The following is a 24,835-nucleotide window of genomic DNA, read 5'->3' on the forward strand; positions in this document are numbered from 1 at the left end:
ACGAACACGAAGGGGTGTCATGAATTTCAGGAGATCGGTCGCCGTCATGGTGGCTCCGCTGCTCGGGGTCTTGACCCTGACAGCCTGCACCACCGCCGCCGGCGAGGACGACAAGACGCCGGTGAGCCTCGACCAGGACTGGTCCGCCGCCGAGCCGATCACGATCGACGTGTACGACGGCCTGGCGAACTACATGGGCATCCAGGGCGGCTGGTTCGGCAAGATCGTCAAGGACAAGTTCAACATGGAGCTCAACGTCCTGGCCCCGAACGTCGCGGGCGGCGGCGACACCCTCTACAACACCCGCGTCGCGGGCGGCGACCTGGGCGACCTGATCGTGGTCGACAAGGGCGAGCAGATGGACGAGCTCATCGAGGGCGGCCTGCTGCTCGACTCGTCCAGGTACTACGACTCGATGAAGAACGTCGCCCCGTACGACGCAGCCGTCGACCACCTCAACGAGGGCAAGGACGGCGTCTACGGGTTCCCCACCTCGGTCTCGTCCCTCAAGCCGACGGAGCCGTCCGAGGGCATCGACCCCACGTTCGGGCCCTACCTGCGATGGGACCTCTACGCCGACGCCGGCTACCCGGAGATCGGCACGCTCGAGGACCTCCTCCCCGTGCTCAAGACCATGCAGGACGCCCACCCGAAGGCCGAGAACGGCCAGCCCGCCTACGCCATCTCGCTCTTCAAGGACTGGGACGGCAACATGATGGTCACGGCGAAGCAGCCGGCCTGCCTCTACGGCTTCGACGAGATGGGCTTCGTCCTGGCGAAGGCCGACGGTTCCGAGTACCAGAGCATCGTGGACTCCGACTCCGAGTACGTCCGCGCGCTGAAGTTCTACTTCGACGCCAACCAGATGGGCCTTGTCGACCCCGAGTCGACCACGCAGAACTACGACACCATGTTCTCGAAGTACCAGAACGGGCAGGTGCTGCTCTCCTGGTGGCCGTGGCTGGGCCAGTCCGCCTACAACACCGACCAGAACATGGCCGACGGCAAGGGCTTCGAGCTGGTACCGATGCAGGATCAGCAGATCTTCTCCTACGGCGCCGAGGTGTACGGCGGCAAGCAGTTCCTCGGCATCGGCTCGGGCGCCGAGGACCCGGCCCGGATCGCGGCGTTCATCGACTGGCTCTACTCGCCGGAGGGCGTGCTGGCCAACTCGTCGCAGACCATGGGCTCGTCCGGCCCGGAGGGCCTCACCTGGGAGACGGGTGACGACGGCGAGCCCGTGCTCACCGAGTTCGGCACGAAGGCGTTCCTCGAGGGTGGCGCCGACGTGCCCGCCGAGTGGGGCGGCGGCGCGTACCAGGACGGCGTGTCGGCGCTCAACGTCAACACCGTGCTGCCCATCGACGAGAACCCGGCCACCGGCTTCCCGTACAGCTACAAGTACTGGCCCTCCTACCAGGAGGCCACGGCCAACCCCCTGACGGAGGACTGGGCCGCGCACATGGGCGACGCGAAGTCCACGATGGAGTACCTGCAGACCAACGACCAGGTGATCGTGGCACCGGGGTCCAGCTACGCCGCCCCCGCCGACACCTCCGAGATCGAGGCGATCCGCAGCCAGGTCAAGGCCAGCATCATCGAGCACTCGTGGAAGATGGTCTTCGCGAAGGACCAGGCCGAGTTCGACGCCCTGCTCGCGAAGATGCAGGAGACCGTCGAGGGCCTGGGCTACGCCACGGTGCTCGAGTTCGACATGGCCAACGCCAAGGCCCAGAACGAGGCCCGCGTCGAGGTCGCCTCGACGTTCCAGTGATCGACGCCCCCGTCACCGGCCCGCCGGCGAGTGACTGACGGCGAGGGGCCCGGGCTGCACTCGCAGCCCGGGCCCTTCGCCGTGCCCTGTGCGGTCCTGGCCGGCCGCACGCCGACCCGGCGCGGTCATTCTCCGGTGTGCATGTTCACCGGCTCGAGCTCGGACGGGTCGGCCTGCCGACGGCGGAAGACCCCGTGCAGCACGAAGGCGCTGACATACGCCCCGAAGGAGAACCCGATCGTCCCCACCAGGACGAGCGTCTGGGGCAGCACGTAGCACAGGCACGCCACGGCCACGGGGACCAGCACCAGCCCCAGGGTGCGCGCCGGCTCCACCAGCGGCAGCAGCAGAGCGTTGTGCAGGGTCCGGCGCACCGAGGCGTCGAACCAGGCCGACAACGCGAACGCGTACAGCAGCGCGGCCAGCAGGTAGCCCGCTCCCAGCAGGGAGAGCACGCCCGCCACGGCGCTGACGACGCTGCTCATTGATAGCCAGAACACCGCGCTGAACACGAGCATCGCCACCGGGACGCCCAGCGCCACGAAGACCGCCGTGCCCCGCCAGGCGTTCCGGCGCAGCCCGCCGAGGAAGCCGCGCACCAGGTCGCCGCGCTCGTGGTCCGCGTACCGCAGGGTCACCTCGTTCAGCGCCGTGGTGGCGGCGCCGATCGTGACCAGAGGAAGGCAGACCACGAGGTACAGCACGTTGAGCACGACGAAGAGGATGAACGTGGTCAGCCCCTGCACGCTGCGGCTGTCGGGGTCGACCCTCATGACGACGGTTCCTCCACCGTGAGCCGGCATCGCACGGGCAGGTCGGCGCTCGACGCACCGGCGGCCACCGTGTACTCCCCCGGCTGCACGCGCAGCGCCCCGTCGAGCATCCCGCCGTCCGGCACACCGTCCCAGACGCCCAGCCTGGCCACGTCGAACGGGATCTCGACCACGGCCTCGTCGCCCGGCGCCAGGACGACCCTGCGGTAGCCCAGCAGCAGCCGTACGGGCGTGGGCAGGGGCGCCGTCGGGCAGCCCAGGGAGTACACCTGCACGAGCTCCTCCGCGCGGCGGTCGCCGGTGTTCCGCACCGTGACGCGCGCCGTGACGACGTGCGTGGACGAGCTCCCCGCCGGGTGCAGCGGCGGATGGTCCCGGCTCTCCCGCGGTGCGGTGACGACGCCGGCGGTCAGGGCGAGCTCGCCGTAACCGACGGTGCCGTAGGTCAGCCCGTGCCCGAACGCGAACGTGGGGACACCGCCCTCGTCGGCGGGCAGGTGGCGGTAGGTGACCTGCTGACGCCGGGTGTCGTAGTCGAACAGGTCACCGGCCTGCTCGGGACGCGCCGGCCAGGTCTGGGCGAGCCTGCCGGTGGGCTCCACCGCGCCGGTGAGCACGTCGGCCAGGCCGTGGCCCAGCTCCTGCCCGGCGTGGCTGCTCCACACCACGGTCGACGCGTCGGCGACGCCCGGGCCCAGCACGTACGGGTAGCTGGAGACGATCGCGAGGACCGCGCGCGGGTTCGCCTCGACGGCGGCACGCCAGACCTCGACGGCGGCGTCCGGGAGCAGCAGGTGGGGGCGGTCCTGCGTCTCGCGCCCGGCGACGTGGGGGTCGTTGCCCACCGCCACGACGACCGTGTCGCAGCGGGCGGCGACCTCCGCGACGCGTGCCGCGCCGGACTCGAGGAGCCGGGGCACGAAGCGGGCGGCCTCGTCGAGCGTCCGGGCCTCGGCGCAGACCACCCCCGTGCCGCGCTGGACGCGGACCCACCGGCCGGACCCGAGGTGCAGCAGCGACCACGAGCCGTCGGCGTGGACGTGCCGGCGGAAGATCTCCTGCGCCTCCCAGCCCCCGACCCGGTCGGCGTCGGCGCGCACCGGCCAGGCGGCCCCGGTGAGCAGACGGCCGGACGCGGCGGAGCGGAGCGTGAGCACGCCGTCGCCCCAGTCGGTGACGTCGAACCGGGCCAGCTTGCCGGCGTCGACACCGTCGGCGACGACCGTCGCGCCGTCCTCGGACACCGTCACGTACGCCCCGTCGCCAGCGACGCGGAGCGCCACCACGTCGGCGCCGGTCGCGACCTCCACCCGCTCGGTCCCCGGCCGCTCCCGCAGGCCGTCGGCGAGGGAGACCGCGTACGGCGGGGTCCCGGAGTACCAGTCGGTCAGGACGGCGTCGGCGAGCGGCCCGACGACGGCGACGGACCCCGGCGCCCCGAACGGAAGCACCCCGGCGTCGTTGCGGAGCACGACGACGCCCCGCGCGGCGGCCTCGCGCGCCAGCTCCCGGTGGGCGGGCAGGTCGATCGTGCCGGTGCCCGCGTACGGGTCGGCGTCGCCGTCCATCTCCCCCGTCCGCAACCGCAGCTCGAGGAGCCGCAGCACCGACCGGTCGACGTCCTCGGCGGTGAGCAGGCCGCGATCGAGCGCCTCCTCGATCCGTTCGATCGTGGGGCGGGCGTCGGCGTCGTCGTCGGTGAACGAGTCGACGCCGGCGCGCACCATGGCGGCGTTGCCGCTCGCCCGGTCGGGGCAGGCCCGCTGCAGCGAGACGAGGAAGGTGGGCGCGGCGGCGTCCGAGACGAGGGCGACCGAGTGCTCGGACCAGGAGCGCAGCTCGTCGAACAGCTCGGCCTGCAGGTGGGCGGGGACCCCGTTCACCTGGTTGTACGCCGGCATCACGGCGCCCGCGACACCCGCCTCGACGGGCTCGCGGAAGGCCGGCAGCTCCTCCTCGTGCAGCGTGTGCGGCGGGATGTCCGAGCTCGTCGAGGAACGGTCGGTCTCGTTGTTGTAGGCGAGGAAGTGCTTGAGCGTCGGCACGGTCTTCCACACGCGGTCGTGGTCCCCGCGCAGCCCACGGCAGTACGCCGTCGCGAGGTGGGCGGTCAGGTGCGGGTCCTCGGAGTACCCCTCCTCGTTCCGGCCCCACGCGGGGTGCCGCAGGGTGTTGACCACCGGCGCCCAGACGTTGAGGCTGACCGACGGGTCCGCCTCGTGCTTGGCGCGGACCTCGGTGGCGACGGCGTCGCCGACGCGCCGGACCAGCTCCGCGTCCCAGGTCGCCGCGAGCCCCACGGGCTGCGGGAACACGGTGGCCCGGCCCAGCCACGCCACGCCGTGCAGCGCCTCGCACCCGGTGTGGAACGGCGCCAGCCCGAGCCGCGTCACCGCGGGCGCGTGCTGGTGGAGCATTGCGACCCGTTCCGACGGCGTCAGCCGGGACAGCAGGTCACGCGCGCGCTCGGCGGTGGGCAGGCGGTGGTCTCGGAAGGGGGGCACGTCCACGGGTACTCCTTCGGCCGCGGCGGTGCGGCACTGGCAGGCTGACGCTCGTTGTCGAAGCGCTTCAACAACGCACGGTAGCGAGCACACGCCCCTCGGAGCAACGCGAGGTCGCGCGGCGAGACGCCGCGCTCAGCCGACCTCGACGCCCGCGCGCACCACCTGCCGGACCCGCAGGTCGGCGTCCGTCACCACGAGGTCGGCCCGGCGCCCCACGACGAGGCCGCCGACGTCGTCCAGGCCGAGCACCTGCGCCGGCACCCAGGACGCCGAGCGCACGGCGTCCGCGAGCGGCACGCCCGCGGCGACGGTGCGACGCACGACGTCGACCAGGTGAGCGGTGCCGCCCGCGATGGCGCCGCCGTCCGGGTGCTCGGCGTCGGTGAGCCGCGCGACGCCCCCGCGCACCGTCACCGCCATCGGGCCCAGCTCGTAGGAGCCGTCGGCCATGCCCGCGGCCGCCATCGCGTCCGTCACGAGGAGCACGTTGTCGGCGCCGACCGTCTCGATGACGGTCCGTACGGTGGCCGGGTCCAGGTGCACGTCGTCTGCCACGAGCTCCACCGCCACGTCGCCGCGCGCCGCGGCGGCCAGGCACGCCGCGACCGGGCCTGGCGCGCGGTGGTGGAGGGGCCGCATGCCGTTGAAGAGGTGCGTGGCCGTCATCCGGCGCGCGGGTGCCCCCGCCGCTGCGGCTGCGGCGAGGTCCGCCGTCACCTGGGCGATCAGCGCCTCCGCCTGCTCGGTGGTGGCGTCGGTGTGGCCGAGCGAGGGCACGACGCCTGCCCCCACCAGGGCGGTAGCGGCGCCGTCCGCGCCGACCACGCCCGCGATCTCCGGGGCGACCGTCATCGTGCGCAAGGAGCCTCGAGCGGCCTCCCCGAGCTCGCGTGCCAGAGCCGCGTCCCCGGGGAGCAGGTCGTCGGGGCTCTGCGCGCCCCGGCGCTCGCGCGAGAGGAACGGCCCTTCGGCGTGGATGCCAGCGATCTCGCCCGCCTCGACGAGGTCCGCGAGCATCGCGGCCCGCGCCAGCAGCGTCTCGCGGTCCGCCGTGACCAGGGAGGCGAGCATCGTGGTGGTCCCGTGGCGACGGTGCTCGCGCACCGCGACCATCGCCTCGGCCGCGTCCCTCGCGTCCGGAAAGCTCGCTCCCCCGCCGCCGTGGTTGTGCAGGTCGACCAGGCCGGGCAGCACCGTGGCGCCTGCCTCGGGGTCGGCGGACGCCTCGACGGCGGCGCGGACGGCCGGGTCGGCGTGCAGCGCGGCGGACACGGGGCCCACCCACAGGATCGTGCCGTCCGAGACGACGACGGCGCCGTCGTCGATCACATCGTGCGGGGTCACGACGCGGCCACGCCAGGCCACCGCGCGCGGGGTGCCGTGAGGGTCCGTGGTACCGGGGGCCGGGAGGGGCTCAGCGCTCATGCCGCCATCCTGCCGCACGGCCGAGCAGTATCGAAACCTTGCTCACAAACTCCGTCTGGGCTCGCCGGTGCGGCGCGCCCGACGACGGTCAGAACAGCCGGGAGTCGACGTCGTCGACGCCGCGCATCGCGTCGTAGTCGAGCACGAGGCACCCGATCCCCCGGTCCGTGGCCAGGACCCTCGCCTGCGGCTTGATCTCCTGGGCCGCGAAGACGCCGCGCACCGGCGTCAGCAACGGGTCACGGTTGAGCAGGTCGAGATAGCGCGTGAGCTGCTCCACGCCGTCGATGTCGCCGCGGCGCTTGATCTCGACGGCGACCGTGCCGCCGGCGCCGTCACGCGCCAGGATGTCGACCGGCCCGATCGCGGTCATGTACTCCCGCCGCACCAGGGTGTGCCCGGCGCCGAGCAGCTCGATCTGCGCCGCGAGGAGCTCCTGCAGGTGCGCCTCGACGCCGTCCTTGATCAGGCCCGGATCCACGCCGAGGTCGTGGGCGGAGTCGTGCGCGACCTCGTGGAGCTCGATCTCCAGGCGGTCGTCGGACTTCTGGTGCTGAACCGTCCACACCTCGGTGACACCGCGCTCGACGGCCTCGGCGTCCGGAGCCCGCACCGCCGTCGCGCACGGCGGGCTCATCCAGTTCAAGGGCTTGTACGAGCCGCCGTCGGAGTGCAGCAGCACGCTGCCGTCCGCCTTGACGACCAGCAGCCGCGTGGCGAGCGGCAGGTGTGCGGTGAGCCGGCCCGTGTACCGGGCCGAGCAGCGGGCGACGACGAGTCGCACGGTCCCCCTCGGGATGAAGTCGGGTGTTCGGTCAGCGCATTCTTGTCGTCAGAGGCTGCCTCAGACGCTGCACCCTCTGTCGTCCGAGGCTGCGGTTCCGCTCGGCGCGAGTGCCTCGTTCCTCGGCCCTCACCCTCCGCCGCCCCCTTCGCCTCAGACGACGAGGTCGCGGCGCCCCGGCGGCGACGACTCGAGCCATGACGCGAGCCCTGCGTACGCGCCGGACGACACGAGGAGCTCGAAGTCGGTGTCGTCGTACCGGCAGCGCACCAGGACCGCGTCGGCCTGGCCTGCCTGGTCGAGCGGCACCCGTCCCGTGAGGATCAGACGCTCCCGCTGCCACACCCGTGCGGGGCGCGGGGCCAGCGACCAGCCGCGCCACCAGTCGATACGACCGACGGCATAGTGCGCGATGCCGACGACCCACGGTGCCCGGGGGTCGTCGGCCGGTCGGGCCTGGCACGGGAACGACCCGACGCGGCGCGAGAGCGTCCGCAGCCTGGAGGCCCCGGCGGCGAGCACCAGTGCCAGCACGACGACGACCGCGACCGCGGCCCAGACGACGTATGACACCAGCGCCTCGCTCAGCGCAGCGCCGGCTCGCGGCCGGTCAGCTCGCTGATCTCGTCCACCACGATCGTGACGAGGTTGCTGTCGACGGAGACGAACCCGCCGGTGACCTCCGCCTCGACGGCCGTCCCCTGCGCCGTCGACACCTTGACGGTGCCCGGTCGCAGCACCGCGAGGAGCGGCGTGTGGCCGGGGAGGATGCCCACCTGGCCGTCGACCGACGGGGCGCTCACCTGGCGCGCCGCACCCGACCAGACCTTGCGGTCGGCCGCGACGAGGTCGACGTTCAGCTCTGCCATCTGATGCTCCTCTTTCGGGTCGTGCTCGAGTTGGTGCTACCACGTCGTCCCGCCGAGGCGGCCGGAGGACCGACCGCTCGGCGGGACGACGTCGCGCCTGGTGGCAAGGACGAAGCCGTCAGGCCCCGTACTCCTTCTGGATGCGAGCCCAGTTCGCCTCGAGCATCTCGAGGCCACCGATGTTGTAGAACGCCTGCTCGGCGATGTGGTCGAACTCGCCCGCGGCGATCTTCTTGAACGCCTCGATGGTCTCGCTCAGCGGGACGGTCGAACCCTCGACGCCCGTGAACTTCTTCGCCATGTAGGTGTTCTGGGAGAGGAACTGCTGGATTCGGCGCGCACGCGCGACGACCGTCTTGTCCTCCTCCGAGAGCTCGTCGACACCGAGGATCGCGATGATGTCCTGCAGCTCCTTGTTGCGCTGCAGGATCGACTTCACCTGCGTCGCCACGTCGTAGTGCTCCTGGCCCACGTACCGCGGGTCGAGGATGCGCGACGTCGACGTGAGCGGGTCGATCGCCGGGTACAGACCCTTGGACGCGATCTCGCGGGAGAGCTCCGTGGTCGCGTCGAGGTGGGCGAACGTCGTCGCCGGCGCCGGGTCGGTGTAGTCGTCCGCGGGCACGTAGATGGCCTGCAGCGACGTGATCGAGTGACCGCGGGTCGAGGTGATGCGCTCCTGCAGGAGGCCCATCTCGTCGGCCAGGTTCGGCTGGTAGCCCACCGCGGACGGCATGCGGCCCAGCAGCGTCGACACCTCGGAGCCCGCCTGGGTGAACCGGAAGATGTTGTCGATGAACAGCAGCACGTCCTGCTTGCGCACGTCGCGGAAGTACTCCGCCATCGTCAGCGCGGACAGGGCGACGCGCAGGCGCGTGCCCGGCGGCTCGTCCATCTGGCCGAAGACCAGGGCCGTCTTGTCGAAGACGCCGGCCTCCTCCATCTCGGCGATGAGGTCGTTGCCCTCACGGGTGCGCTCGCCGACGCCGGCGAACACGGAGACACCGCCGTGGTCCTGGGCGACGCGCTGGATCATCTCCTGGATGAGGACGGTCTTGCCGACGCCCGCACCACCGAAGAGGCCGATCTTGCCACCCTGCACGTAGGGCGTGAGCAGGTCGATCGACTTGATGCCCGTCTCGAACATCTCGGTCTTGGACTCGAGCTGGTCGAACGCCGGCGGCTTGCGGTGGATCGGCCAGCGCTCGGTGATCTCGAGCTTCTCGCCCTCGGCGAGGTTGAGCACGTCACCCGTGACGTTGAAGACCTTGCCCTTGGTGACGTCGCCGACGGGCACGCTGATGGGCGCACCGGTGTCGGTGACGGCGGCACCGCGGACCAGGCCGTCGGTGGGCTTGAGCGCGATCGCACGCACGAGCGAGTCGCCCAGGTGCTGCGCGACCTCGAGCATGAGGGTGAACGAGTTCTCGTCCTCGCCCTGGCCCGACAGGTCGATGTCGACCTTGAGGGCGTTGTAGATCTCGGGGATCGCGTCCTCGGGGAACTCGATGTCGACGACGGGGCCGATCACGCGCGCGACCCGGCCCACGCCGGGTCCGCTCTGGTGCTCGACCGGGGCTTCCACGGTGGTGGCGGTCATTGCTTGCCTCGCTTCGAAAGGTTCGTTCCGGGGGTCAGTACGTTCGTCCGCGGCGTCATCACTGGCGTCATGAGGCCGCGAGGGCGTCGGCACCCGAGACGATCTCGCTGATCTCCTGGGTGATGTCCGCCTGCCGTGCCTGGTTCGCCAGGCGCGTGTAGTTGCGGATCAGGTCCTCGGCGTTGTCGGTCGCCGTGTGCATCGCGCGCTGGCGCGCGGCCAGCTCGGACGCCGCCGCGTCCAGCATGAAGCTGAAGATGCGGCTACGCACGTAGCGCGGGAGCAGGGTGTCGAGCACGACCTCGGGCGTCGGCTCGAAGTCGTACAGCGGCTGCGCCTGGTTCTCGCCCGGCGCCGCCACGCCCTCCACGACCTCGAGCGGGAGCATGCGCACCACGCGCGGACGCTGGGTGACCATGTTGACGAACTGCGTGTACACGACGTGCAGCTCGGCGACGCCACCCTCGTCCACCGGCGCGAGGAACGCGCCGAGCAGCGTGTCGGCGATCTCCTTCGCGACGTCCGACTGGGGGTTGTCCGACCCGTACGACCACTCCGCGGCCAGCGTGCGCCCGCGGTAGCGGTAGTACGACGTCGCACGGCGGCCGGCCGCGTACAGCTCGACCTCCTTGCCCTCGGCCGTGAGCTGGGCGACGAGCCGCTCCGTCTCACGGATGATCGACGCCGAGTAGGCGCCGGCCATGCCGCGGTCGGAGGAGATGACGAGCACGGCGACACGCTTCGTGTCGGTCCGCTCGCTCGTCAGCGGGTGCTTCGTGCTCGTGTGCACCGCCACGCCCGACACCGCCCGGGTGATGGCCCGCTCGTAGGGCGCCGCCGCAGCCGTGCGTGCCCGCGCCTTGCCGATGCGGGACGCCGCGATCAGCTCCTGCGCGCGGAACATCTTCTTCAGCGACTGCGTCGACTTGATCCGCTGCTTGTAGACGCGCTGGGATCCGCCCGCCATGCTCAGGCCTTCTTCTGCACGACGAGCTGCTCCTGCTCGACGTCGGCCGCCTCGGTCTCGGCGTCCCCGCCGACGAGCGGCGTGCCGTCCGCCTTGAGGAACCCGTTGCGCACGTCCTCGACGCCCTTGGCCAGCGCGTCCTCGGTGTCCTGCTCGAGCTTGCCCGTGGAGGCGATCGTGCTCAGCACCTCGGTGTTGCGGCGCAGGTGGTCGAGCATCTCGGACTCGAACCGCTTGACGTCCTCGACCGGGACGTCGTCGAGCTTGCCCTTGGTGCCGGCCCAGACGGAGGCGACCTGCTCCTCCACCGGGTACGGGGTGTACTGCGGCTGCTTGAGCAGCTCCATCAGCACCGCGCCGCGGGCGAGCTGGCCGCGCGAGGCCGCGTCGAGGTCGGACGCGAACATCGCGAAGGCCTCGAGTGAGCGGAACTGCGCCAGCTCGAGCTTCAGCGTGCCCGACACCTTCTTCATCGCCTTGACCTGCGCGTCACCGCCGACGCGGGACACCGAGATGCCCACGTCGACCGCGGGGCGCTGGTCCGCGTTGAAGAGGTCCGACTGCAGGAAGATCTGGCCGTCGGTGATCGAGATGACGTTGGTCGGGATGTAGGCCGACACGTCGTTCGCCTTGGTCTCGATGATCGGCAGGCCGGTCATCGAGCCCGCGCCCAGCTCGTCCGAGAGCTTGGCGCAACGCTCGAGCAGACGGGAGTGCAGGTAGAAGACGTCACCGGGGTAGGCCTCGCGGCCCGGCGGGCGCCGCAGCAGCAGGGACACGGCGCGGTAGGCCTCGGCCTGCTTCGACAGGTCGTCGAAGATGATCAGGACGTGCTTGCCCTGGTACATCCAGTGCTGGCCGATGGCCGAACCGGTGTAGGGGGCGAGGTACTTGAAGCCCGCGGGGTCGGACGCGGGAGCCGCGACGATCGTCGTGTACTCGAGAGCGCCGGCCTCCTCGAGGGCGCCGCGCACCGAGGCGATCGTCGAGCCCTTCTGGCCGATGGCGACGTAGATGCAGCGCACCTGCTTCGTCGGGTCGCCCGACTCCCAGTTGGCCTTCTGGTTGATGATCGTGTCGATCGCGATCGCCGTCTTGCCGGTCTGGCGGTCACCGATGATCAGCTGGCGCTGGCCGCGCCCGATCGGGATCATCGAGTCGATCGCCTTGATGCCGGTCTGCATCGGCTCGTGCACCGACTTGCGCTGCATGACGCCGGGCGCCTGCAGCTCGAGCGCGCGGCGCCCGTCGGTCTCGACCTCGCCCAGCCCGTCGATCGGGTTGCCCAGCGGGTCGACGACGCGGCCGAGGTAGCCCTCGCCCACGGGGACCGAGAGGACCTCGCCGGTACGGCGGACCTCCTGGCCCTCCTCGATGCCGGTGAACTCACCGAGGACGACGACGCCGATCTCACGGACGTCCAGGTTCAGCGCGAGGCCGAGCGTGCCGTCCTCGAAGCGCAGCAGCTCGTTCGCCATCGCGCCGGGGAGGCCCTCGACGTTCGCGATGCCGTCGGCGGCAAGGGTGACGCGACCGACCTCCTCGGTGACCGCGCCTTCGGGCTCGTAGGACTTCACGAAGCTGTCCAGTGCGGCCCGGATCTCCTCCGGCCGGATCGTCAGCTCAGCCATTGCTCTCTCCTGTCGTGGCCGCGCCTTGCGCGACCTCACGTTCTGCGGGTGCCGGCCGAAGCCGGCGCTGGGCCTGGGGAAGGGTTCAGCCGGCCAGCCGGCGACGGGCGTCGGCCAGGCGGGACAGCACGGTGGAGTCGACGACGTCGGCGCCGACCTGGATGCGCAGCCCGCCGACCACGGTCGGGTCGACCGTGACGTTCAGCTGCACGGCACGGCCGTAGGCGTTCTCGAGGAGCGCGCTGAGCCGGGCCTGCTGCGCCTCGGTGAGCACCGAGCCGGAGGTGACCGATGCGACCAGACGCTTGCGACGCTCCGCAGCCACCTCGCCGAACCAGATCAGGGTGGCGACGAACCGACGTCCGCGCAGCGACGACGTCGCCCGGCGCGCGAGCGCCTGGGTCGTGTCGTCCACCTTGCCCGAGAGCAGGGTGTCCACGAGGGCGCCACGGCGCTCCGCTGCCGTCGACGAGTCCGAGAGGACCTGCCGCGCCTCGCGCTCGCCGACGAGGACCCGCGTGAGGCGGAACAGCTCGTCCTCGACCGTCTCGAGCGCACCGCGCGCCTCGGCGCCGGCCAGCACGGCGTCCACGCCGAGGCGCTCGAGAGCGTCGACGAGGTCGGCGTCGCTGGACCAGCGCGACCGGGCCACCCCGGCGACGAGGTCCACGACACGCTCGTCGAAGCCGCCGGAGAGGATGCTGGTGGCCAGGGCCACCTTGTCCCCGGCCGCCCGCGACGGGTCGGCCAACGAACGGCGCAGCGCCGTGGAGCCGTCGAGCGCGTCCACGACCGCGAACAGCTGCTCGCCGAGCGCGTGCGCGCCGGCCCCGGCCGTCCGCAGCACGGGCTCGAACCGCTCCTGCGCCGCGGTGAGGGATGCTCCGCTCGTTCCCCGCATCAGCCCTCCTTGCCGGCCGAGGTGGTGGCAGACGCGGTCTGCGACGCCTCGAGCTCGTCGAGGAAGCGGTCGACGACGCGCGACTGGCGTGCCGAGTCCTCGAGCGACTCACCGACGATCTTGGAGGCGAGCTCCGTGGCCAGCGCGCCGACCTCGGCCCGCAGCGAGACCGCGGCGGTCTGACGCTCGGCCTCGATCTGGCGGTGCGCCGTCTCGACGATGCGACCGGCCTCCTCCTGCGCCTTCGACCGCAGCTCCGCGACGATGGCGGTGCCCTCGGCACGCGCCTCCTCGCGGGTCTTCGCGGCGTCCGCGCGGGCCTCGGCGAGCTGCTGGTGGTACTCCTCCAGCGCTGCGGCCGCTTCCTCCTGCGCCTGCTCTGCCTTGGCCAGGCCGCCCTCGATCTTCGCGGTCCGCTCGTCCAGCACGGCCTGGAACTTCGGCAGCGCGTACTTGTAGAAGACGAGCCCGATGATCACGACGATCACCAGCGACCAGATGATGTCCGGCGGGTGCGGCAGCAGGATGTTCTGCTGTGTCTCCTCGGCGGCCATCACCGCCGCGGAGGAGTCCAGGGGGGAGCTCATCAGGCCGGGACGATGAAGCCGGCAACCAGGCCGAGGAGCGCGAGCACCTCGACGAAGGCGATACCGATGAACATCGTGGTACGGAGCTGGCTCGAGACCTCGGGCTGACGGGCCATGCCCTCGATCGTCTTGCCGATGAGGATGCCGAGGCCGATGCCCGGGCCGACCGCCGCGAGGCCGTAACCGACGGTGCCGATGTTTCCGGTGACCTCGGCGAGAGTGGTGACGTCCACTGGGTTTCCTTCCGTTGGGCGCCGGACCTCGGTGGCCCGGGCGTCGCGTTGATGGTGCTGGGAGTAAGGCTGGTGGTTCCGGCTGCGCCGGGAGCCGCTAGACGGTCAGTGCTCGGCCTCGATGGACATGTTGAGGTAGACCGCAGTGAGGATCGCGAAGACGTACGCCTGCAGCGCCGCCACGAAGACCTCGAAGAGGAAGAACGCAAACCCTGCCACGAGAGTGCCCGCGCCGAAGAGCTTCATCGCTCCGGCGGAGTCGAACAGGAAGAACGACGTGGCCGTGAAGCAGATCGCGAGCATGAGGTGGCCGGCGACCATGTTGGCGAGGAGCCGGATGACCAGCGTCGCCGGGCGCAGCACGAAGACCTGCAGGAACTCGATCGGCGTCAGCAGGAGGTAGAGCACCTTCGGCACGCCCGGGGGGAACAGGGAGCTCTTGAGGAAGCCGCCGAACCCCTGGGCCTTGACGCCGGCGCCGAGGTACATCACGTACGTCCAGGCCGCGAGCACGATAGGCAGGCCGATCACCGACGTGCCCGCCAGGTTCAGGAACGGCACCACGCTGGTGATGTTCATGACCAGCACGGTGCAGAAGATCGTGGCCAGCAGGAAGAAGTACTTGCGGCCGTTCTTCTCGCCGAGCACCTCGATCGCGATCGCGTTGCGCACGAAGTCGAGGATCATCTCGACCACGTTCTGGAACCGGCCAGGCACCAGCTTCGCGCGGCGCGCGGCGATGACGAAGACGGTCAGGAGGACGACGGCCGCGATGACACGGATCAGCATGACCCGGTTGAACTCGAAGACCGTGCCCTCGAAGAAGATCGCCGGCGGGAAGAAGTCCGCGACCGTCGGCGCATGGAAGCCACCCTCGCCCTCGGAGGCGGCGAGAAGCATGGGGGACGCTGGCGTGAACAGGGGGGTCTCCCGGAGGTCGTCGGACCGGGGGCGCTCCACGGAGAGGTGGGCACGCCATCGGACCAGGCCGTCATGGATTCGCGCACAGCCTACCGGATGATCACCCGTGCTACGACACCCTGGCCTGCCCAGTTCCGGCCAGATCTTGCGGCTTGTGAACATTCGCACGACGCCGGTCCCGCGCGGCCGGTGCCACGCGGGGGCCGACGTCGCCGGTCAGGCGGCCGTGGCGGACGCGGTCAGGGCTGCACGTACGGGACGCGGCCCGTGCTCACCGCGCGGTAGTCGAGCAGCGCCGACCCGATCGCTCCCAGGCCGAGCACCACGAGCAGCACCCACGGGTCGTAGAACGTGGCGTCCTGGATCAGGGCCAGCACGACGACGAGCACGACGACCTTGACGATCCAGGCCCCCATGACGAACGCCGCCATCCGCGCCGGGCTCGAGCCGACGGTGGCCTGCATCGACCAGATCGTGGTCGCGCAGAAGAACGCGGCCAGGCCCACCCCCACGAGCGCGCCCCACATCCCCGCGCTCCCGGCGACGAGGAGTCCCACCCCGACGCCGAGCACGAGCAGTGCGCCGAGGAGCAGGAGGGTGTCGCGCATCGCCGTGCGCAGGACGCGGCGCTCCGCCGACGTCGACGCGTCGTCCGGCGTGGCGCCCGCGGTAGCCGGCACGGCGGGCTCGACGGCGGCGGGCTCGACGGCGGGATCCGTCGCCGGCTCCCGGGGCCGGTCGGGCTGCGGTGTCTCGGGCGTCGTCATCGGGTCCGTCCTTCGTGGGTGGAGGTGTGGCCGGAGGCGGGGACCGCGGGGGCCGGGGCGTCGACGGCGGGCTGGGCACCCGTCGCGACGTCGTCGTCGAGGAACCGCCCGCGCGTCCGCAGCGGGCCGAGCGTGAGCACCAGGGCGACGACGATCGCGATGCCGAGGCCGACGAGCACCACCCGCCACTCCCAGCGTACGAGCGCGGCCGCGCCGAACGAGAACACCGCCGCCCACACGTAGAGGATGAGCACGGCACGGCGGTGCGAGTGGCCGAGCGCCAGCATCCGGTGGTGCAGGTGCATCCGGTCGGGATGGAACGGCGACTTTCCGGCGGCGAGGCGCCGCACCACCGCCATCCCCATGTCCAGCAGCGGGAGCAGCACGACGGCGACCGGCAGCAGCAGCGGGATGAACAGCGGCACCCGCTGCGCGCCGGAGAGCGCGTCCCGGGTGGCCGCCGGGTCGATGTTGCCGGTCACCGTGATGGCGGCGCCGGCGAAGACCAGCCCCAGCACCATGGAGCCGGAGTCGCCCATGAAGATGTGCGACGGGAAGAAGTTGTGCGGCAGGAATCCGATGCAGACCCCCACCAGGACCGCCATCATGAGCGTCGCGAGGCTGGAGTAGTCCTGTGGGCTGGCCTGCTGCGTCAGGCTGTAGGTGTACAGCAGGAACGCCGACCCGCCGATGGCGATGACGCCGGCGGCGAGCCCGTCCAGCCCGTCGACGAAGTTCACGGCGTTCATGGCCACGACGACGACGAACACGGTGGCGATGAGCGACTGGTTGGAGTCGCCGATCGTCAGCCCGCCCGGCGTCGGCAGCCACGTGAGCTGCACCTGCATCAGAGCCATGAACCCCGCGGCGAGCACCTGGCCCGCGAGCTTCGTGACCCAGTCCAGGTCCCACACGTCGTCGGCCCAGCCGAGCAGGCACACGATGGTGGCACCGCCCACGATCCCCCACGCCTGCGGCGTCTCGAAGACGCCCGACAGGAACGGCATCTGCGAGGCGAGCAGCACGGAGACCACGATGCCGAGCAGCATCGCCAGGCCGCCCAGGCGCGGGCGGGGGGTGGCGTGGACGTCGCGCGCGCGCACCGCGGTGATCGCGTTCGTGCGGCGGGCGATCCACCGGGCGGCGGGGGTGCTGAGGTAGGTCACCGCCGCCGCGACGAGCATGAGGAGCAGATAGGCCCTCACCCGGCCGCACCGCCCTGCGGCACGTCGCTCGTGGCGTCGGTCGCGGCGTCGGTGTCCTCGGCCGGCACGGCCGCCTGGGCCGGGTCAGCCGTCTCCCCGGGCGTCTCGGGCGTCTCGGGCGTCGCGTCGTCGGGCCCGAGCACCGGTGCGACGTCGCGCAGGGCCTCGAGCGGGACGGCGCCGGTGCGCACCACGCGCAGCTCGGGGCCCGTGGCGTCCACGATCGTGGACGCCACGCCGCCGGGAGCGGTGCCGCCGTCCAGGTAGGTGTCGACGGCGCCGCCGAGCTGGTCGACGGCGTCGGCGGCGTCGAGGGCCGCGGGGCTCCCGGTCCGGTTCGCGCTCGACACGGCCAGCGGGCCGGTGCGGCGCAGCAGGGCGAGGGCGGCGGGGTGATCCGGCATCCGCAGCGCGACGGTGCCGCGGGTCTCCCCCAGGTCCCACTGCAACGACGGCTGGGCCCGCAGGATGATCGTGAAGCCGCCGGGCCAGAAGGCCTCGACGAGGCGGCGGGCGTCGTCCGGCACCTCGGTGGCCAGGCCGTCGAGCGTGCGGACGTCGGGGACCAGCACCGGCGGCGGCATCTGGCGCCCCCGGCCCTTCGCGGCGAGGAGTGCCGCGACGGCGTCCGCGTCGAACGCGTCCGCGCCGATGCCGTAGACGGTGTCGGTGGGGAGGACGACGAGCCCGCCGCGCGAGACGGTGTTCACCGCCTCGTCGATCGAGGGACCCCACGTGTTCGGGTCGCTGACGTCGTGCACGCTGCTCACCTGCCCAAGTTTGGCACGGTTCATCAGGCCACCGGCGCGCGGACCGTCCCGGCCCGGCGCGCCACCACCATCCGTGGGCGGCCCGTCAGGTCCGTCGCGGTGCGGGCGGGGCCGAAGGCGGCCAGCCGACGGGCCACGCCGGCCCCTGCCGCCTCTGCCGCCCCTGCCTTCTCTGCCCCTGCGGCCTCTGCGGCCTCTGCGGCCTCTGCGGCCTCTGCGGCCTCTGCGGCCTCTGCGGCCTCTGCGGCCTCGACCATGGCGCGCGCCGCCGACGCCTGCACCTCCGCGTGCTCCATGACGTACAGGCCGCCAGGGCGCAGCAGGCGCGCGGCCGCGGCGGTGACGCCGCGGGGCACCTCCAGGCCGTCGGCCCCGAGGCCGTAGAGCGCCACCGCGGGGTCGTGGTCCGCGACCTCGGGATCGCGCGGGACGGCGTCCGGCGGGACGTACGGCGGGTTGGAGACCACGACGTCGACCACGCCGTCGAGGTCGCGCAGCGCCGTCCTCGCGTCCCCGCGCACCAGCCGCACCGTGGCCCCGGGGTGCGCGGCGACCACCGCGGCCACGTTGCGGGCCGCCCAGGCGTGCGCCGCGGCGTCGAGCTCGACGGCGTGCACCCGCGCGCCGGGCACCTCGGTGGCCACCGCGAGGGCGATCGCCGCCGACCCGGTGCACAGGTCGACCACGACCACCTCGCCCCGCGCCTCCACGACCCGGAGCGCCTCGTCGATCGCGACCTGCGCGACCTGCTCCGTCTCCGGCCGGGGGACGAAGACCCCCGGCCCCACACTGAGCTCCAGGTGCCTGAAGGCCGCCGAGCCCGTCAGGTGCTGCAGCGGCTCCCGGCCGGCGCGGCGTCCGACGAGGTCGGCGTACCGCGCCGCGTCGTCAGGCGTCAACGGAGCGTCCAGGACCGCCAGTCGGCTCACCTCGCCCCTCGCGAGACCCAGGACGTGCGCGAGCAGCGTCTCCGCGTCCGCGCGCGGGCTCGGCACCGCGGCGGACGACAGCCGTGCGCTCGCCCAGCGCACCGCGCGCCCCGCGCCCGCCGGCGCCGTGGGCTCAGGCATGCGAGCCCGCCGCGGCGAGCCGCGCGGCCTCGTCGGCGTCGATCGCCGAGCGGACCACCGGGTCCAGGTCCCCGGCGAGCACGTGGTCGAGGTTGTACGCCTTGTAGCCGGTGCGGTGGTCCGCGATCCGGTTCTCCGGGAAGTTGTAGGTCCGGATGCGCTCCGACCGGTCGACGGTGCGCACCTGCGAGCGGCGCATGTCCGCGGCCTGGGCGGCGGCAGCCTCTGCCTGCGCGGCGAGCAGCCGGGCGCGGAGCACGCGCATGGCCTGCTCCTTGTTCTGCAGCTGCGACTTCTCGTTCTGCATCGACACCACGATCCCGGTGGGCACGTGCGTGATCCGCACGGCCGAGTCCGTCGTGTTCACCGACTGCCCGCCCGGCCCGGACGACCGGTAGACGTCGATGCGCAGGTCGTTCTGGTCGATCTCGACCTCGCCCGGGTCGTCGACCTCCGGCATGACGAGGACGCCCGCGGCCGACGTGTGGATGCGACCCTGCGACTCGGTCACCGGGACCCGCTGCACGCGGTGCACGCCGCCCTCGTACTTGAGGCTGGCCCACACGCCCTCGGCCGGGTCGCCGACGCTGCGCGCCTTGACGGCGACCTGCACGTCCTTGTAACCGCCGAGCTCGGTCTCCGTCGCGCTGAGCAGCTGGGTGGACCAGCCTCGCCGCTCGGCATAGCGCAGGTACATCCGCAGCAGGTCGCCGGCGAACAGCGCCGACTCGTCGCCGCCCTCCCCCGCCTTGATCTCCAGGATCACGTCGCGGCCGTCGTCCGGGTCGCGCGGCACGAGGACCCGGCGCAGCCGGTCGGCGGCCTCGTCGGCAGCCGCCCGCAGCGCCGGCAGCTCGGCGGCGAACGACTCGTCCTCCGCGGCCAGCTCGGCCGCGGCCTCGGCGTCGTCGTGCGCCTGCTCCCAGGAGCGGAACGCGCCCGCCACCTGGTTCAGCTCGGCGTAGCGCCGGCCGAGCGACCGCGCCCGGCCCGCGTCGGCGTGGACCCCGGGGTCGGCGAGCGCGCGCTCGATCTCGGCGTGCTCGACCAGCAACGGCCGTGCGGCGGCGAACGGGTCCGTCATGTCATCTCCGGTGGCTGAGGCGTCGTGGCTGAACCCGGCCGACGTCGCCCGCCACCGGGTAAGACAACAGCGCCGGCGGTCCGACGTCCGACTGCCCCTGGAGAGGTTGTCGGGCGGACCACCGGCGCTGCGAGGTCGCTAGTTGGCGGCCTTCTTGCCGTAACGCGCCTGGAACCGGGCCACGCGGCCACCGGTGTCCAGGATCTTCTGCTTGCCCGTGTAGAACGGGTGGCAGGCGCTGCAGACCTCGACGTTGATCTTGCCGGACGTCGCGGTGCTGTGGGTGACGAACGTGTTCCCGCAGGTGCAGGACACCTCGGTCGCGACGTACTCGGGGTGGATTCCAGACTTCATGATGCTCCTTGGTGAGATGCCGCCGGGTCGCTCCGCAGGACAGCAGGGCGTGAACCGGCAGGCCGACGAACCATTGTGCCAGAACGCTTGACGAGCCAGGAAATTCCCGGCCGGTCGAGGATCAGATCGTCTCGCCCGGGTTCTCGTCCGAGAGCCCGGCCGGCGTCGTCTTCTGCACGTGCAGCAGGAACTCGACGTTGGTCTTGGTCTTGCGCAGCTGGCCCAGCAGGAGCTCGATGGCCTGCTGCTGGTCGAGCGCGCCGAGCACGCGCCGCAGCTTGTAGACGATCGAGAGCTCGTCCTTCGCCATGAGGATCTCCTCGCGGCGCGTGCCGGACGCGTTGACGTCCACGGCCGGGAAGATCCGCTTGTCCGCGAGGTTGCGGGACAGGCGCAGCTCCATGTTGCCCGTGCCCTTGAACTCCTCGAAGATCACCTCGTCCATCTTCGAGCCCGTCTCGACGAGGGCCGATCCGAGGATGGTCAGCGAGCCGCCGTTCTCGATGTTGCGCGCGGCACCGAAGAACTTCTTCGGCGGGTAGAGCGCCGCGGCGTCCACACCACCGGACAGGATGCGGCCCGACGCCGGCGCGGCCAGGTTGTAGGCACGCGACAGGCGGGTGATCGAGTCGAGCAGCACGACGACGTCCTGACCCAGCTCCACGAGGCGCTTGGCACGCTCGATGGCGAGCTCGGCGACGATGGTGTGGTCGGAGGCCGGGCGGTCGAACGTCGAGGCGATGACCTCGCCCTTGACCGTCCGCTCCATGTCGGTGACCTCTTCGGGCCGCTCGTCCACGAGCACCACCATGAGGTGGACCTCGGGGTTGTTCGCGGTGATCGCGTTGGCGATCTGCTGCATGATGATCGTCTTGCCGGCCTTGGGCGGCGCGACGATGAGGCCGCGCTGGCCCTTGCCGATCGGGGCGACGATGTCGATCACGCGCGGGGTGAGGCGCGTGGCCTCCGGGTTCTCCAGGCGCAGGCGCTCCTGCGGGTACAGCGGCGTGAGCTTGGTGAACTCGGACCGCTGGCGCGACTCCTCGGCCGTCATGCCGTTCACGGAGTCCAGGCGGACCAGGGCGTTGTACTTGCCCCGGACGTTCTTGCCGCCGACCGACGGCAGCTCCTCGCCCTCGCGCGGCTGGCGGACGGCACCGACGATCGCGTCACCGCGGCGCAGGCCCGCCTTCTTGACCTGGTTCAGCGAGACGTACACGTCGTTCGGCCCGGGCAGGTAGCCGCTGGTGCGCACGAACGCGTAGTTGTCGAGGATGTCGAGCACGCCGGCGACGGGCAGCAGCACGTCGTCCTCGCGCACCTCGACGTCCTCGAGCCCGGCCACGTCGGGGCCGGTGCCACGGGTGCGACCGCGCTTGCGGTCGCGGCCCCGGTCGCGCCCCCGACGGCGGCGCGATCCCGAGCCGTCGTCGTCGCGGCGCTGCCCACGCTCGTCGCGCTGGCCCCCCTGGTTGCCGCCCTGGTTGCCCTGCGAGCCCGGGGCGTTCTGGCTGCCCTGCTGGTTGCTCTGCGAACCCTGCGAACCCTGCGAGCCCTGCGAACCCTGGTTGCCGTCGCCCGACCGTCCCTGGTTCTGGTTCTGGGTGCGCTCGCCACGCTGGTCGCCGTCGTTCTGGGCGCGCTCGCCACCGCGACGCTGATTGCGCTCGCGGGGGGCGGCCACGGCCTCGGCGAGCTGCGCCAGGCGCACCTCACGGTCCGCCTCGGACGCCGGAGCCTGGCCGCGCGACGCGTCGTCCCGCGGGGCGGCGTCCTGCGCGGACGTCGCCTGCGCGGTCCCCTCGGCGGAGCCCGTGCCCCGGGTTGCGCGGCGGGGGCGGCGACCGCCCTCGGCACGGTCGCCACCGGTCGCGCGCGGCGCGTCGTCGGCGGGCTGCGCCGGCGCGGCGGGCGCGTCGCTGCGCACCGCCGTGGCGACGGCGTTCGCCGCTGCCACAGGGGCGCTCGCGGCACGCGCGCCGGAACCGGCGGACTTCTGGGAGCGGATCGCGTCCTGCAGGTCGCTCTTGCGCATCCTGGACGTACCCTTCACGCCCATCTGCGAAGCGAGCGCCTGGAGCTCGGCGAGACGCATCGAGCTCAGGTTCCCGGATGCGGCAGAGCCGCTCGGGCTGTCGGTGGTGTTCGTCACGAAGGACCCTTCCCCCTCGTATGCGGCCCTGGGGATGTCACGGGCCGGGGTGGCGGGCGGCCAGGCGCGGGGGGCGCCGGGACGCGTGGAACCTCGCATCAGTGGTACGACGACGTCGGCTGGCGGGGTTGTATCGACCTTCGCGCGGGACGACCGCGGCGGGTCTCCCCCCGCGGCAGACGACCAGGGGGCACGGGCTCTGCCAAGCACGCACGGAGTGTCACGTGGTGAGAGAGGGGGGTGCCGTCGTGATCGATCCCGAAGGCTTACCGCATGCTACCACCCCGGGGGCCTGGAACGGCAGCGTCCCCGGGCGAGCCCGGGCCGCCGATCCGCCGCGCGACGGCGCCCTGGGTATCGATGTCGAGCCGGCTCGCGCGCCAGCCCGCCACGTCGTCGACCAGCCCGGACAGCAGCTCGTCCAGCCGTGCGGTGCCGTCGCCCGAGGTCAGGGCCAGCACCGTGGGCCCGGCACCGGAGATCGTGGCGGCGAAGCCCTCGGACCGCAGCGCCCGCAGCAGCTCGGCGGACCCGGCCATGACGCTCGCCCGGTAGTCCTGGTGGAGGCGGTCCTCGGTCGCGTCGAACAGGAGCTCCGGCCGCCGGGCGAGCGCCTCCACCAGCAGCCCGGCACGTCCCGCGGTGAACGCCGCGTCGACGTGCGGCACCTGGGCGGGCAGCACGCCCCGTGCCCGGCTCGTGGCGAGCCTGGCGTCGGGGACCAGCACGGTCGCCTCGATCCGCCGGTCGACCTCGAGGTCGACGGCTCGCACGCCTCCGCTGCCCTGCCAGGCCAGCGTCGCGCCGCCGCGGATCGCAGGGGCGGCGTTGTCCGGATGACCCTCGAACTCGGTCGCGATCCGCAGCACGGTGGTGGCGTCGAGCACGTGGGGGTCGGCGAGCAGCGCCCGCGCCGCGACCACGCCCGCCACGACGGCGGCCGCCGACGACCCGAGCCCGCGGCCGTGCGGGATCCGGTTGGCGCACTGCAGCCGCAGCCCCGTCAGCGGCGCGCCCGCCAGCTCCAGGGTGTGGCGCAGCGCGCGCACGACCAGGTGGTCCTCTCCCGTGGGGACCTCCCCCGCGCCCTCGCCGGCGACCTCGACCACCACCTCGTCGACCGCCCGGAGCTCGACCTCGAGCTCGTCGTACAGGGCCAGGGCGAGTCCCATGGCATCGAATCCCGGCCCGAGGTTCGCGCTGGTGGCCGGGACCCGGACCACCACGTGGTCGGCGCCGAGCTGCATGGTGACTCCGCTCCTAGGCCCGCAGGCCTCTCAGAAGTGTCCGTTGTGTCGACCGGGTGCGGTTCCGCTGCGGGTGGGCGCCTCGTTCCGCGACCCCCACCCTGCGCGGCACCGTCGTCTCAGTCGAGCCCGAGGGCGTCCGCGATCGACACGACGTCCGCGCTGACACGCGTGGGGACGACGTCCCCGCCGTCGGGCAGGCGCAGCGCCCACTGCGGGTCCTTCAGGCCGTGCCCGGTGACCGTCACGACCACGCGCGCCCCGGCGGGCACCAGTCCTTGCTCCGCTCGTGCGAGCAGGCCGGCGACGCCCGCGGCGGACGCCGGCTCGACGAACACCCCGACCTCGGCGGACAGGATCCGGTGGGCAGCGAGGATCTGCTCGTCGCTCACGGACTCGATGACGCCGCCGGAGGCGTCGCGGGCGTCGAGGGCCTGCTGCCACGACGCCGGGTTGCCGATCCGGATGGCGGTGGCGATCGTCTCCGGCTCGTCCACCGGGTGGCCCTTGACGATCGGCGCCGCCCCGGCCGCCTGGAACCCCCACATCTGCGGGGTCCGGGTCGCCGCGGCGGGCAGACCGGCGCCGCCGCCCAGGCCCGCGTACTCGCGGAAGCCCTTCCAGTAGGCCGTGATGTTGCCCGCGTTGCCCACCGGCAGGCAGTGGATGTCGGGGGCGTCGCCCAGCACGTCGACGATCTCGAACGCGGCCGTCTTCTGCCCCTCGATCCGGTCGGGGTTGACCGAGTTCACCAGCTCGACCGGGTACGCCTCGGCGAGCTTGCGCGCGGCGACCAGGCAGTCGTCGAAGTTGCCGTCGACCTGGAGCAGGCGGGCGCCGTGCGCGACCGCCTGGCTGAGCTTGCCCATCGCGATCTTGCCGTCGGGCACGAGCACCGCGCAGGTCATGCCGGCGCGCGTCGCGTACGCGGCGGCCGACGCGGAGGTGTTGCCCGTCGACGCGCACACCACGGCGCGCGCACCCCGCCCCGCGGCGGCGGAGATCGCAGCCGTCATCCCGCGGTCCTTGAACGAGCCGGTCGGGTTCATGCCCTCGACCTTGACGTGGACGTCGGCCCCCGTGCGCCGGGACAGCTCGGGCGCGGGCACGAGCGGGGTACCGCCCTCGCCCAGCGTGACCACACGCTCGCGCAGGTGATCCGGCAGGCGGTCGGCGTACTCGGTGATGACGCCCCGCCACTGGTGTGCCGGCAT

At 72.4% G+C, this 24,835-nt stretch carries 23 protein-coding genes; 1 reads left to right on the plus strand and 22 read right to left on the minus strand.

The genetic code is table 11. The features are described 5' to 3' along the window. Window positions 1–19: 19 nt before the first annotated feature. Window positions 20–1,774 carry a type 2 periplasmic-binding domain-containing protein gene (locus LEP48_RS10700; protein ID WP_225565578.1) on the plus strand — a complete coding sequence of 585 codons (1,755 nt, stop codon included), beginning with the start codon at window positions 20–22 and terminating at the stop codon, window positions 1,772–1,774. A gap of 125 nt (window positions 1,775–1,899) precedes the next feature. Here the strand turns inward: LEP48_RS10700 and LEP48_RS10705 are convergent, their stop codons facing one another. From LEP48_RS10705 to thrC, 22 genes are all read right to left on the minus strand, one after another. Then, window positions 1,900–2,547, minus strand: coding sequence for a DUF624 domain-containing protein (locus LEP48_RS10705; RefSeq protein ID WP_225565579.1), 648 nt, complete (start codon window positions 2,545–2,547; stop codon window positions 1,900–1,902). Continuing rightward, the gene (locus LEP48_RS10710) at window positions 2,544–5,057 is read right to left on the minus strand and encodes a beta-glucosidase family protein (RefSeq protein WP_225565580.1); all 2,514 of its coding nucleotides are present in this window, start codon (window positions 5,055–5,057) and stop codon (window positions 2,544–2,546) included. Before LEP48_RS10710 ends, LEP48_RS10705 begins: the two co-directional genes overlap by 4 nt. A 129-nt stretch (window positions 5,058–5,186) precedes the next feature. After that, window positions 5,187–6,479: an N-acetylglucosamine-6-phosphate deacetylase gene (locus LEP48_RS10715; protein ID WP_225565581.1), complete on the minus strand. Its 1,293-nt coding sequence runs from the start codon at window positions 6,477–6,479 to the stop codon at window positions 5,187–5,189. 88 nt (window positions 6,480–6,567) lie between these two features. Continuing rightward, window positions 6,568–7,263, minus strand: coding sequence for an endonuclease NucS (nucS, locus tag LEP48_RS10720; protein ID WP_225565582.1), 696 nt, complete (start codon window positions 7,261–7,263; stop codon window positions 6,568–6,570). 153 nt (window positions 7,264–7,416) lie between these two features. Then, the gene (locus LEP48_RS10725) at window positions 7,417–7,836 is read right to left on the minus strand and encodes a DUF2550 domain-containing protein (RefSeq protein WP_225565583.1); all 420 of its coding nucleotides are present in this window, start codon (window positions 7,834–7,836) and stop codon (window positions 7,417–7,419) included. A gap of 11 nt (window positions 7,837–7,847) precedes the next feature. Next, on the minus strand, window positions 7,848–8,132 hold the full coding sequence (locus tag LEP48_RS10730; protein WP_225565584.1) for a F0F1 ATP synthase subunit epsilon: 285 nt from the start codon (window positions 8,130–8,132) through the stop codon (window positions 7,848–7,850). Window positions 8,133–8,250: 118 nt separating this feature from the next. Continuing rightward, window positions 8,251–9,732, minus strand: coding sequence for a F0F1 ATP synthase subunit beta (gene atpD / locus LEP48_RS10735; RefSeq protein ID WP_225565585.1), 1,482 nt, complete (start codon window positions 9,730–9,732; stop codon window positions 8,251–8,253). 67 nt (window positions 9,733–9,799) lie between these two features. After that, window positions 9,800–10,699, minus strand: a complete 900-nt coding sequence (locus tag LEP48_RS10740; protein WP_225565586.1) for a F0F1 ATP synthase subunit gamma — start codon at window positions 10,697–10,699, stop codon at window positions 9,800–9,802. Window positions 10,700–10,701: 2 nt separating this feature from the next. After that, window positions 10,702–12,330 (minus strand): F0F1 ATP synthase subunit alpha, encoded by a 1,629-nt coding sequence (gene atpA / locus LEP48_RS10745; RefSeq protein WP_225565587.1) that lies wholly within the window; start codon window positions 12,328–12,330, stop codon window positions 10,702–10,704. A gap of 85 nt (window positions 12,331–12,415) precedes the next feature. After that, complete coding sequence (locus LEP48_RS10750; RefSeq protein WP_225565588.1) at window positions 12,416–13,231, minus strand: F0F1 ATP synthase subunit delta; 816 nt, start codon at window positions 13,229–13,231, stop codon at window positions 12,416–12,418. After that, complete coding sequence (locus LEP48_RS10755) at window positions 13,231–13,818, minus strand: F0F1 ATP synthase subunit B (RefSeq protein WP_225565589.1); 588 nt, start codon at window positions 13,816–13,818, stop codon at window positions 13,231–13,233. Before LEP48_RS10755 ends, LEP48_RS10750 begins: the two co-directional genes overlap by 1 nt. Beyond that, window positions 13,818–14,051: an ATP synthase F0 subunit C gene (locus LEP48_RS10760; RefSeq protein WP_225565590.1), complete on the minus strand. Its 234-nt coding sequence runs from the start codon at window positions 14,049–14,051 to the stop codon at window positions 13,818–13,820. Before LEP48_RS10760 ends, LEP48_RS10755 begins: the two co-directional genes overlap by 1 nt. Before the next feature lie 105 nt (window positions 14,052–14,156). Continuing rightward, window positions 14,157–14,951: a F0F1 ATP synthase subunit A gene (gene atpB, locus LEP48_RS10765; RefSeq protein WP_225565591.1), complete on the minus strand. Its 795-nt coding sequence runs from the start codon at window positions 14,949–14,951 to the stop codon at window positions 14,157–14,159. Window positions 14,952–15,211: 260 nt separating this feature from the next. Continuing rightward, window positions 15,212–15,739 carry a Cg1360 family ATP-synthase-associated protein gene (locus LEP48_RS10770; protein ID WP_225565592.1) on the minus strand — a complete coding sequence of 176 codons (528 nt, stop codon included), beginning with the start codon at window positions 15,737–15,739 and terminating at the stop codon, window positions 15,212–15,214. Then, window positions 15,736–16,944 (minus strand): glycosyltransferase family 4 protein, encoded by a 1,209-nt coding sequence (locus tag LEP48_RS10775; protein WP_225565593.1) that lies wholly within the window; start codon window positions 16,942–16,944, stop codon window positions 15,736–15,738. Before LEP48_RS10775 ends, LEP48_RS10770 begins: the two co-directional genes overlap by 4 nt. Further along, on the minus strand, window positions 16,941–17,714 hold the full coding sequence (locus tag LEP48_RS10780) for an L-threonylcarbamoyladenylate synthase (protein ID WP_225565594.1): 774 nt from the start codon (window positions 17,712–17,714) through the stop codon (window positions 16,941–16,943). The genes LEP48_RS10775 and LEP48_RS10780 overlap by 4 nt, the downstream gene beginning before the upstream one ends. A gap of 23 nt (window positions 17,715–17,737) precedes the next feature. Further along, on the minus strand, window positions 17,738–18,784 hold the full coding sequence (prmC, locus tag LEP48_RS10785; RefSeq protein ID WP_225565595.1) for a peptide chain release factor N(5)-glutamine methyltransferase: 1,047 nt from the start codon (window positions 18,782–18,784) through the stop codon (window positions 17,738–17,740). Next, a complete protein-coding gene (gene prfA, locus LEP48_RS10790) occupies window positions 18,777–19,868 on the minus strand; it encodes a peptide chain release factor 1 (protein ID WP_225565596.1) in 1,092 nt (363 codons plus the stop codon). Before prfA ends, prmC begins: the two co-directional genes overlap by 8 nt. 138 nt (window positions 19,869–20,006) lie before the next feature. Then, on the minus strand, window positions 20,007–20,222 hold the full coding sequence (gene rpmE / locus LEP48_RS10795) for a 50S ribosomal protein L31 (protein ID WP_225565597.1): 216 nt from the start codon (window positions 20,220–20,222) through the stop codon (window positions 20,007–20,009). 121 nt (window positions 20,223–20,343) lie between these two features. After that, the gene (gene rho / locus LEP48_RS10800; protein ID WP_225565598.1) at window positions 20,344–22,374 is read right to left on the minus strand and encodes a transcription termination factor Rho; all 2,031 of its coding nucleotides are present in this window, start codon (window positions 22,372–22,374) and stop codon (window positions 20,344–20,346) included. 266 nt (window positions 22,375–22,640) lie between these two features. Continuing rightward, complete coding sequence (thrB, locus tag LEP48_RS10805) at window positions 22,641–23,621, minus strand: homoserine kinase (protein WP_225565599.1); 981 nt, start codon at window positions 23,619–23,621, stop codon at window positions 22,641–22,643. Between the two features lie 119 nt (window positions 23,622–23,740). Then, the gene (gene thrC, locus LEP48_RS10810; RefSeq protein ID WP_225565600.1) at window positions 23,741–24,835 is read right to left on the minus strand and encodes a threonine synthase; all 1,095 of its coding nucleotides are present in this window, start codon (window positions 24,833–24,835) and stop codon (window positions 23,741–23,743) included.

The organism is Isoptericola luteus (assembly GCF_020297055.1).
Taxonomy (GTDB): Bacteria; Actinomycetota; Actinomycetes; order Actinomycetales; family Cellulomonadaceae; genus Isoptericola; species Isoptericola luteus.

Bases quoted from the DNA above. Each gene is read 5' to 3' on its own strand.
- LEP48_RS10700 (WP_225565578.1), top strand. From the start codon at position 20: ATGAATTTCAGGAGATCGGTCGCCGTCATGGTGGCTCCGCTGCTCGGG.
- LEP48_RS10705 (WP_225565579.1), bottom strand. From the start codon at position 2,547: ATGAGGGTCGACCCCGACAGCCGCAGCGTGCAGGGGCTGACCACGTTC.
- LEP48_RS10715 (WP_225565581.1), bottom strand. From the start codon at position 6,479: ATGAGCGCTGAGCCCCTCCCGGCCCCCGGTACCACGGACCCTCACGGC.
- LEP48_RS10730 (WP_225565584.1), bottom strand. From the start codon at position 8,132: ATGGCAGAGCTGAACGTCGACCTCGTCGCGGCCGACCGCAAGGTCTGG.
- atpD (WP_225565585.1), bottom strand. From the start codon at position 9,732: ATGACCGCCACCACCGTGGAAGCCCCGGTCGAGCACCAGAGCGGACCC.
- LEP48_RS10740 (WP_225565586.1), bottom strand. From the start codon at position 10,699: ATGGCGGGCGGATCCCAGCGCGTCTACAAGCAGCGGATCAAGTCGACG.
- atpA (WP_225565587.1), bottom strand. From the start codon at position 12,330: ATGGCTGAGCTGACGATCCGGCCGGAGGAGATCCGGGCCGCACTGGAC.
- LEP48_RS10750 (WP_225565588.1), bottom strand. From the start codon at position 13,231: ATGCGGGGAACGAGCGGAGCATCCCTCACCGCGGCGCAGGAGCGGTTC.
- LEP48_RS10755 (WP_225565589.1), bottom strand. From the start codon at position 13,818: ATGAGCTCCCCCCTGGACTCCTCCGCGGCGGTGATGGCCGCCGAGGAG.
- atpB (WP_225565591.1), bottom strand. From the start codon at position 14,951: ATGCTTCTCGCCGCCTCCGAGGGCGAGGGTGGCTTCCATGCGCCGACG.
- LEP48_RS10770 (WP_225565592.1), bottom strand. From the start codon at position 15,739: ATGACGACGCCCGAGACACCGCAGCCCGACCGGCCCCGGGAGCCGGCG.
- prmC (WP_225565595.1), bottom strand. From the start codon at position 18,784: ATGCCTGAGCCCACGGCGCCGGCGGGCGCGGGGCGCGCGGTGCGCTGG.
- prfA (WP_225565596.1), bottom strand. From the start codon at position 19,868: ATGACGGACCCGTTCGCCGCCGCACGGCCGTTGCTGGTCGAGCACGCC.
- rpmE (WP_225565597.1), bottom strand. From the start codon at position 20,222: ATGAAGTCTGGAATCCACCCCGAGTACGTCGCGACCGAGGTGTCCTGC.
- thrB (WP_225565599.1), bottom strand. From the start codon at position 23,621: ATGCAGCTCGGCGCCGACCACGTGGTGGTCCGGGTCCCGGCCACCAGC.
- thrC (WP_225565600.1), bottom strand. From the start codon at position 24,835: ATGCCGGCACACCAGTGGCGGGGCGTCATCACCGAGTACGCCGACCGC.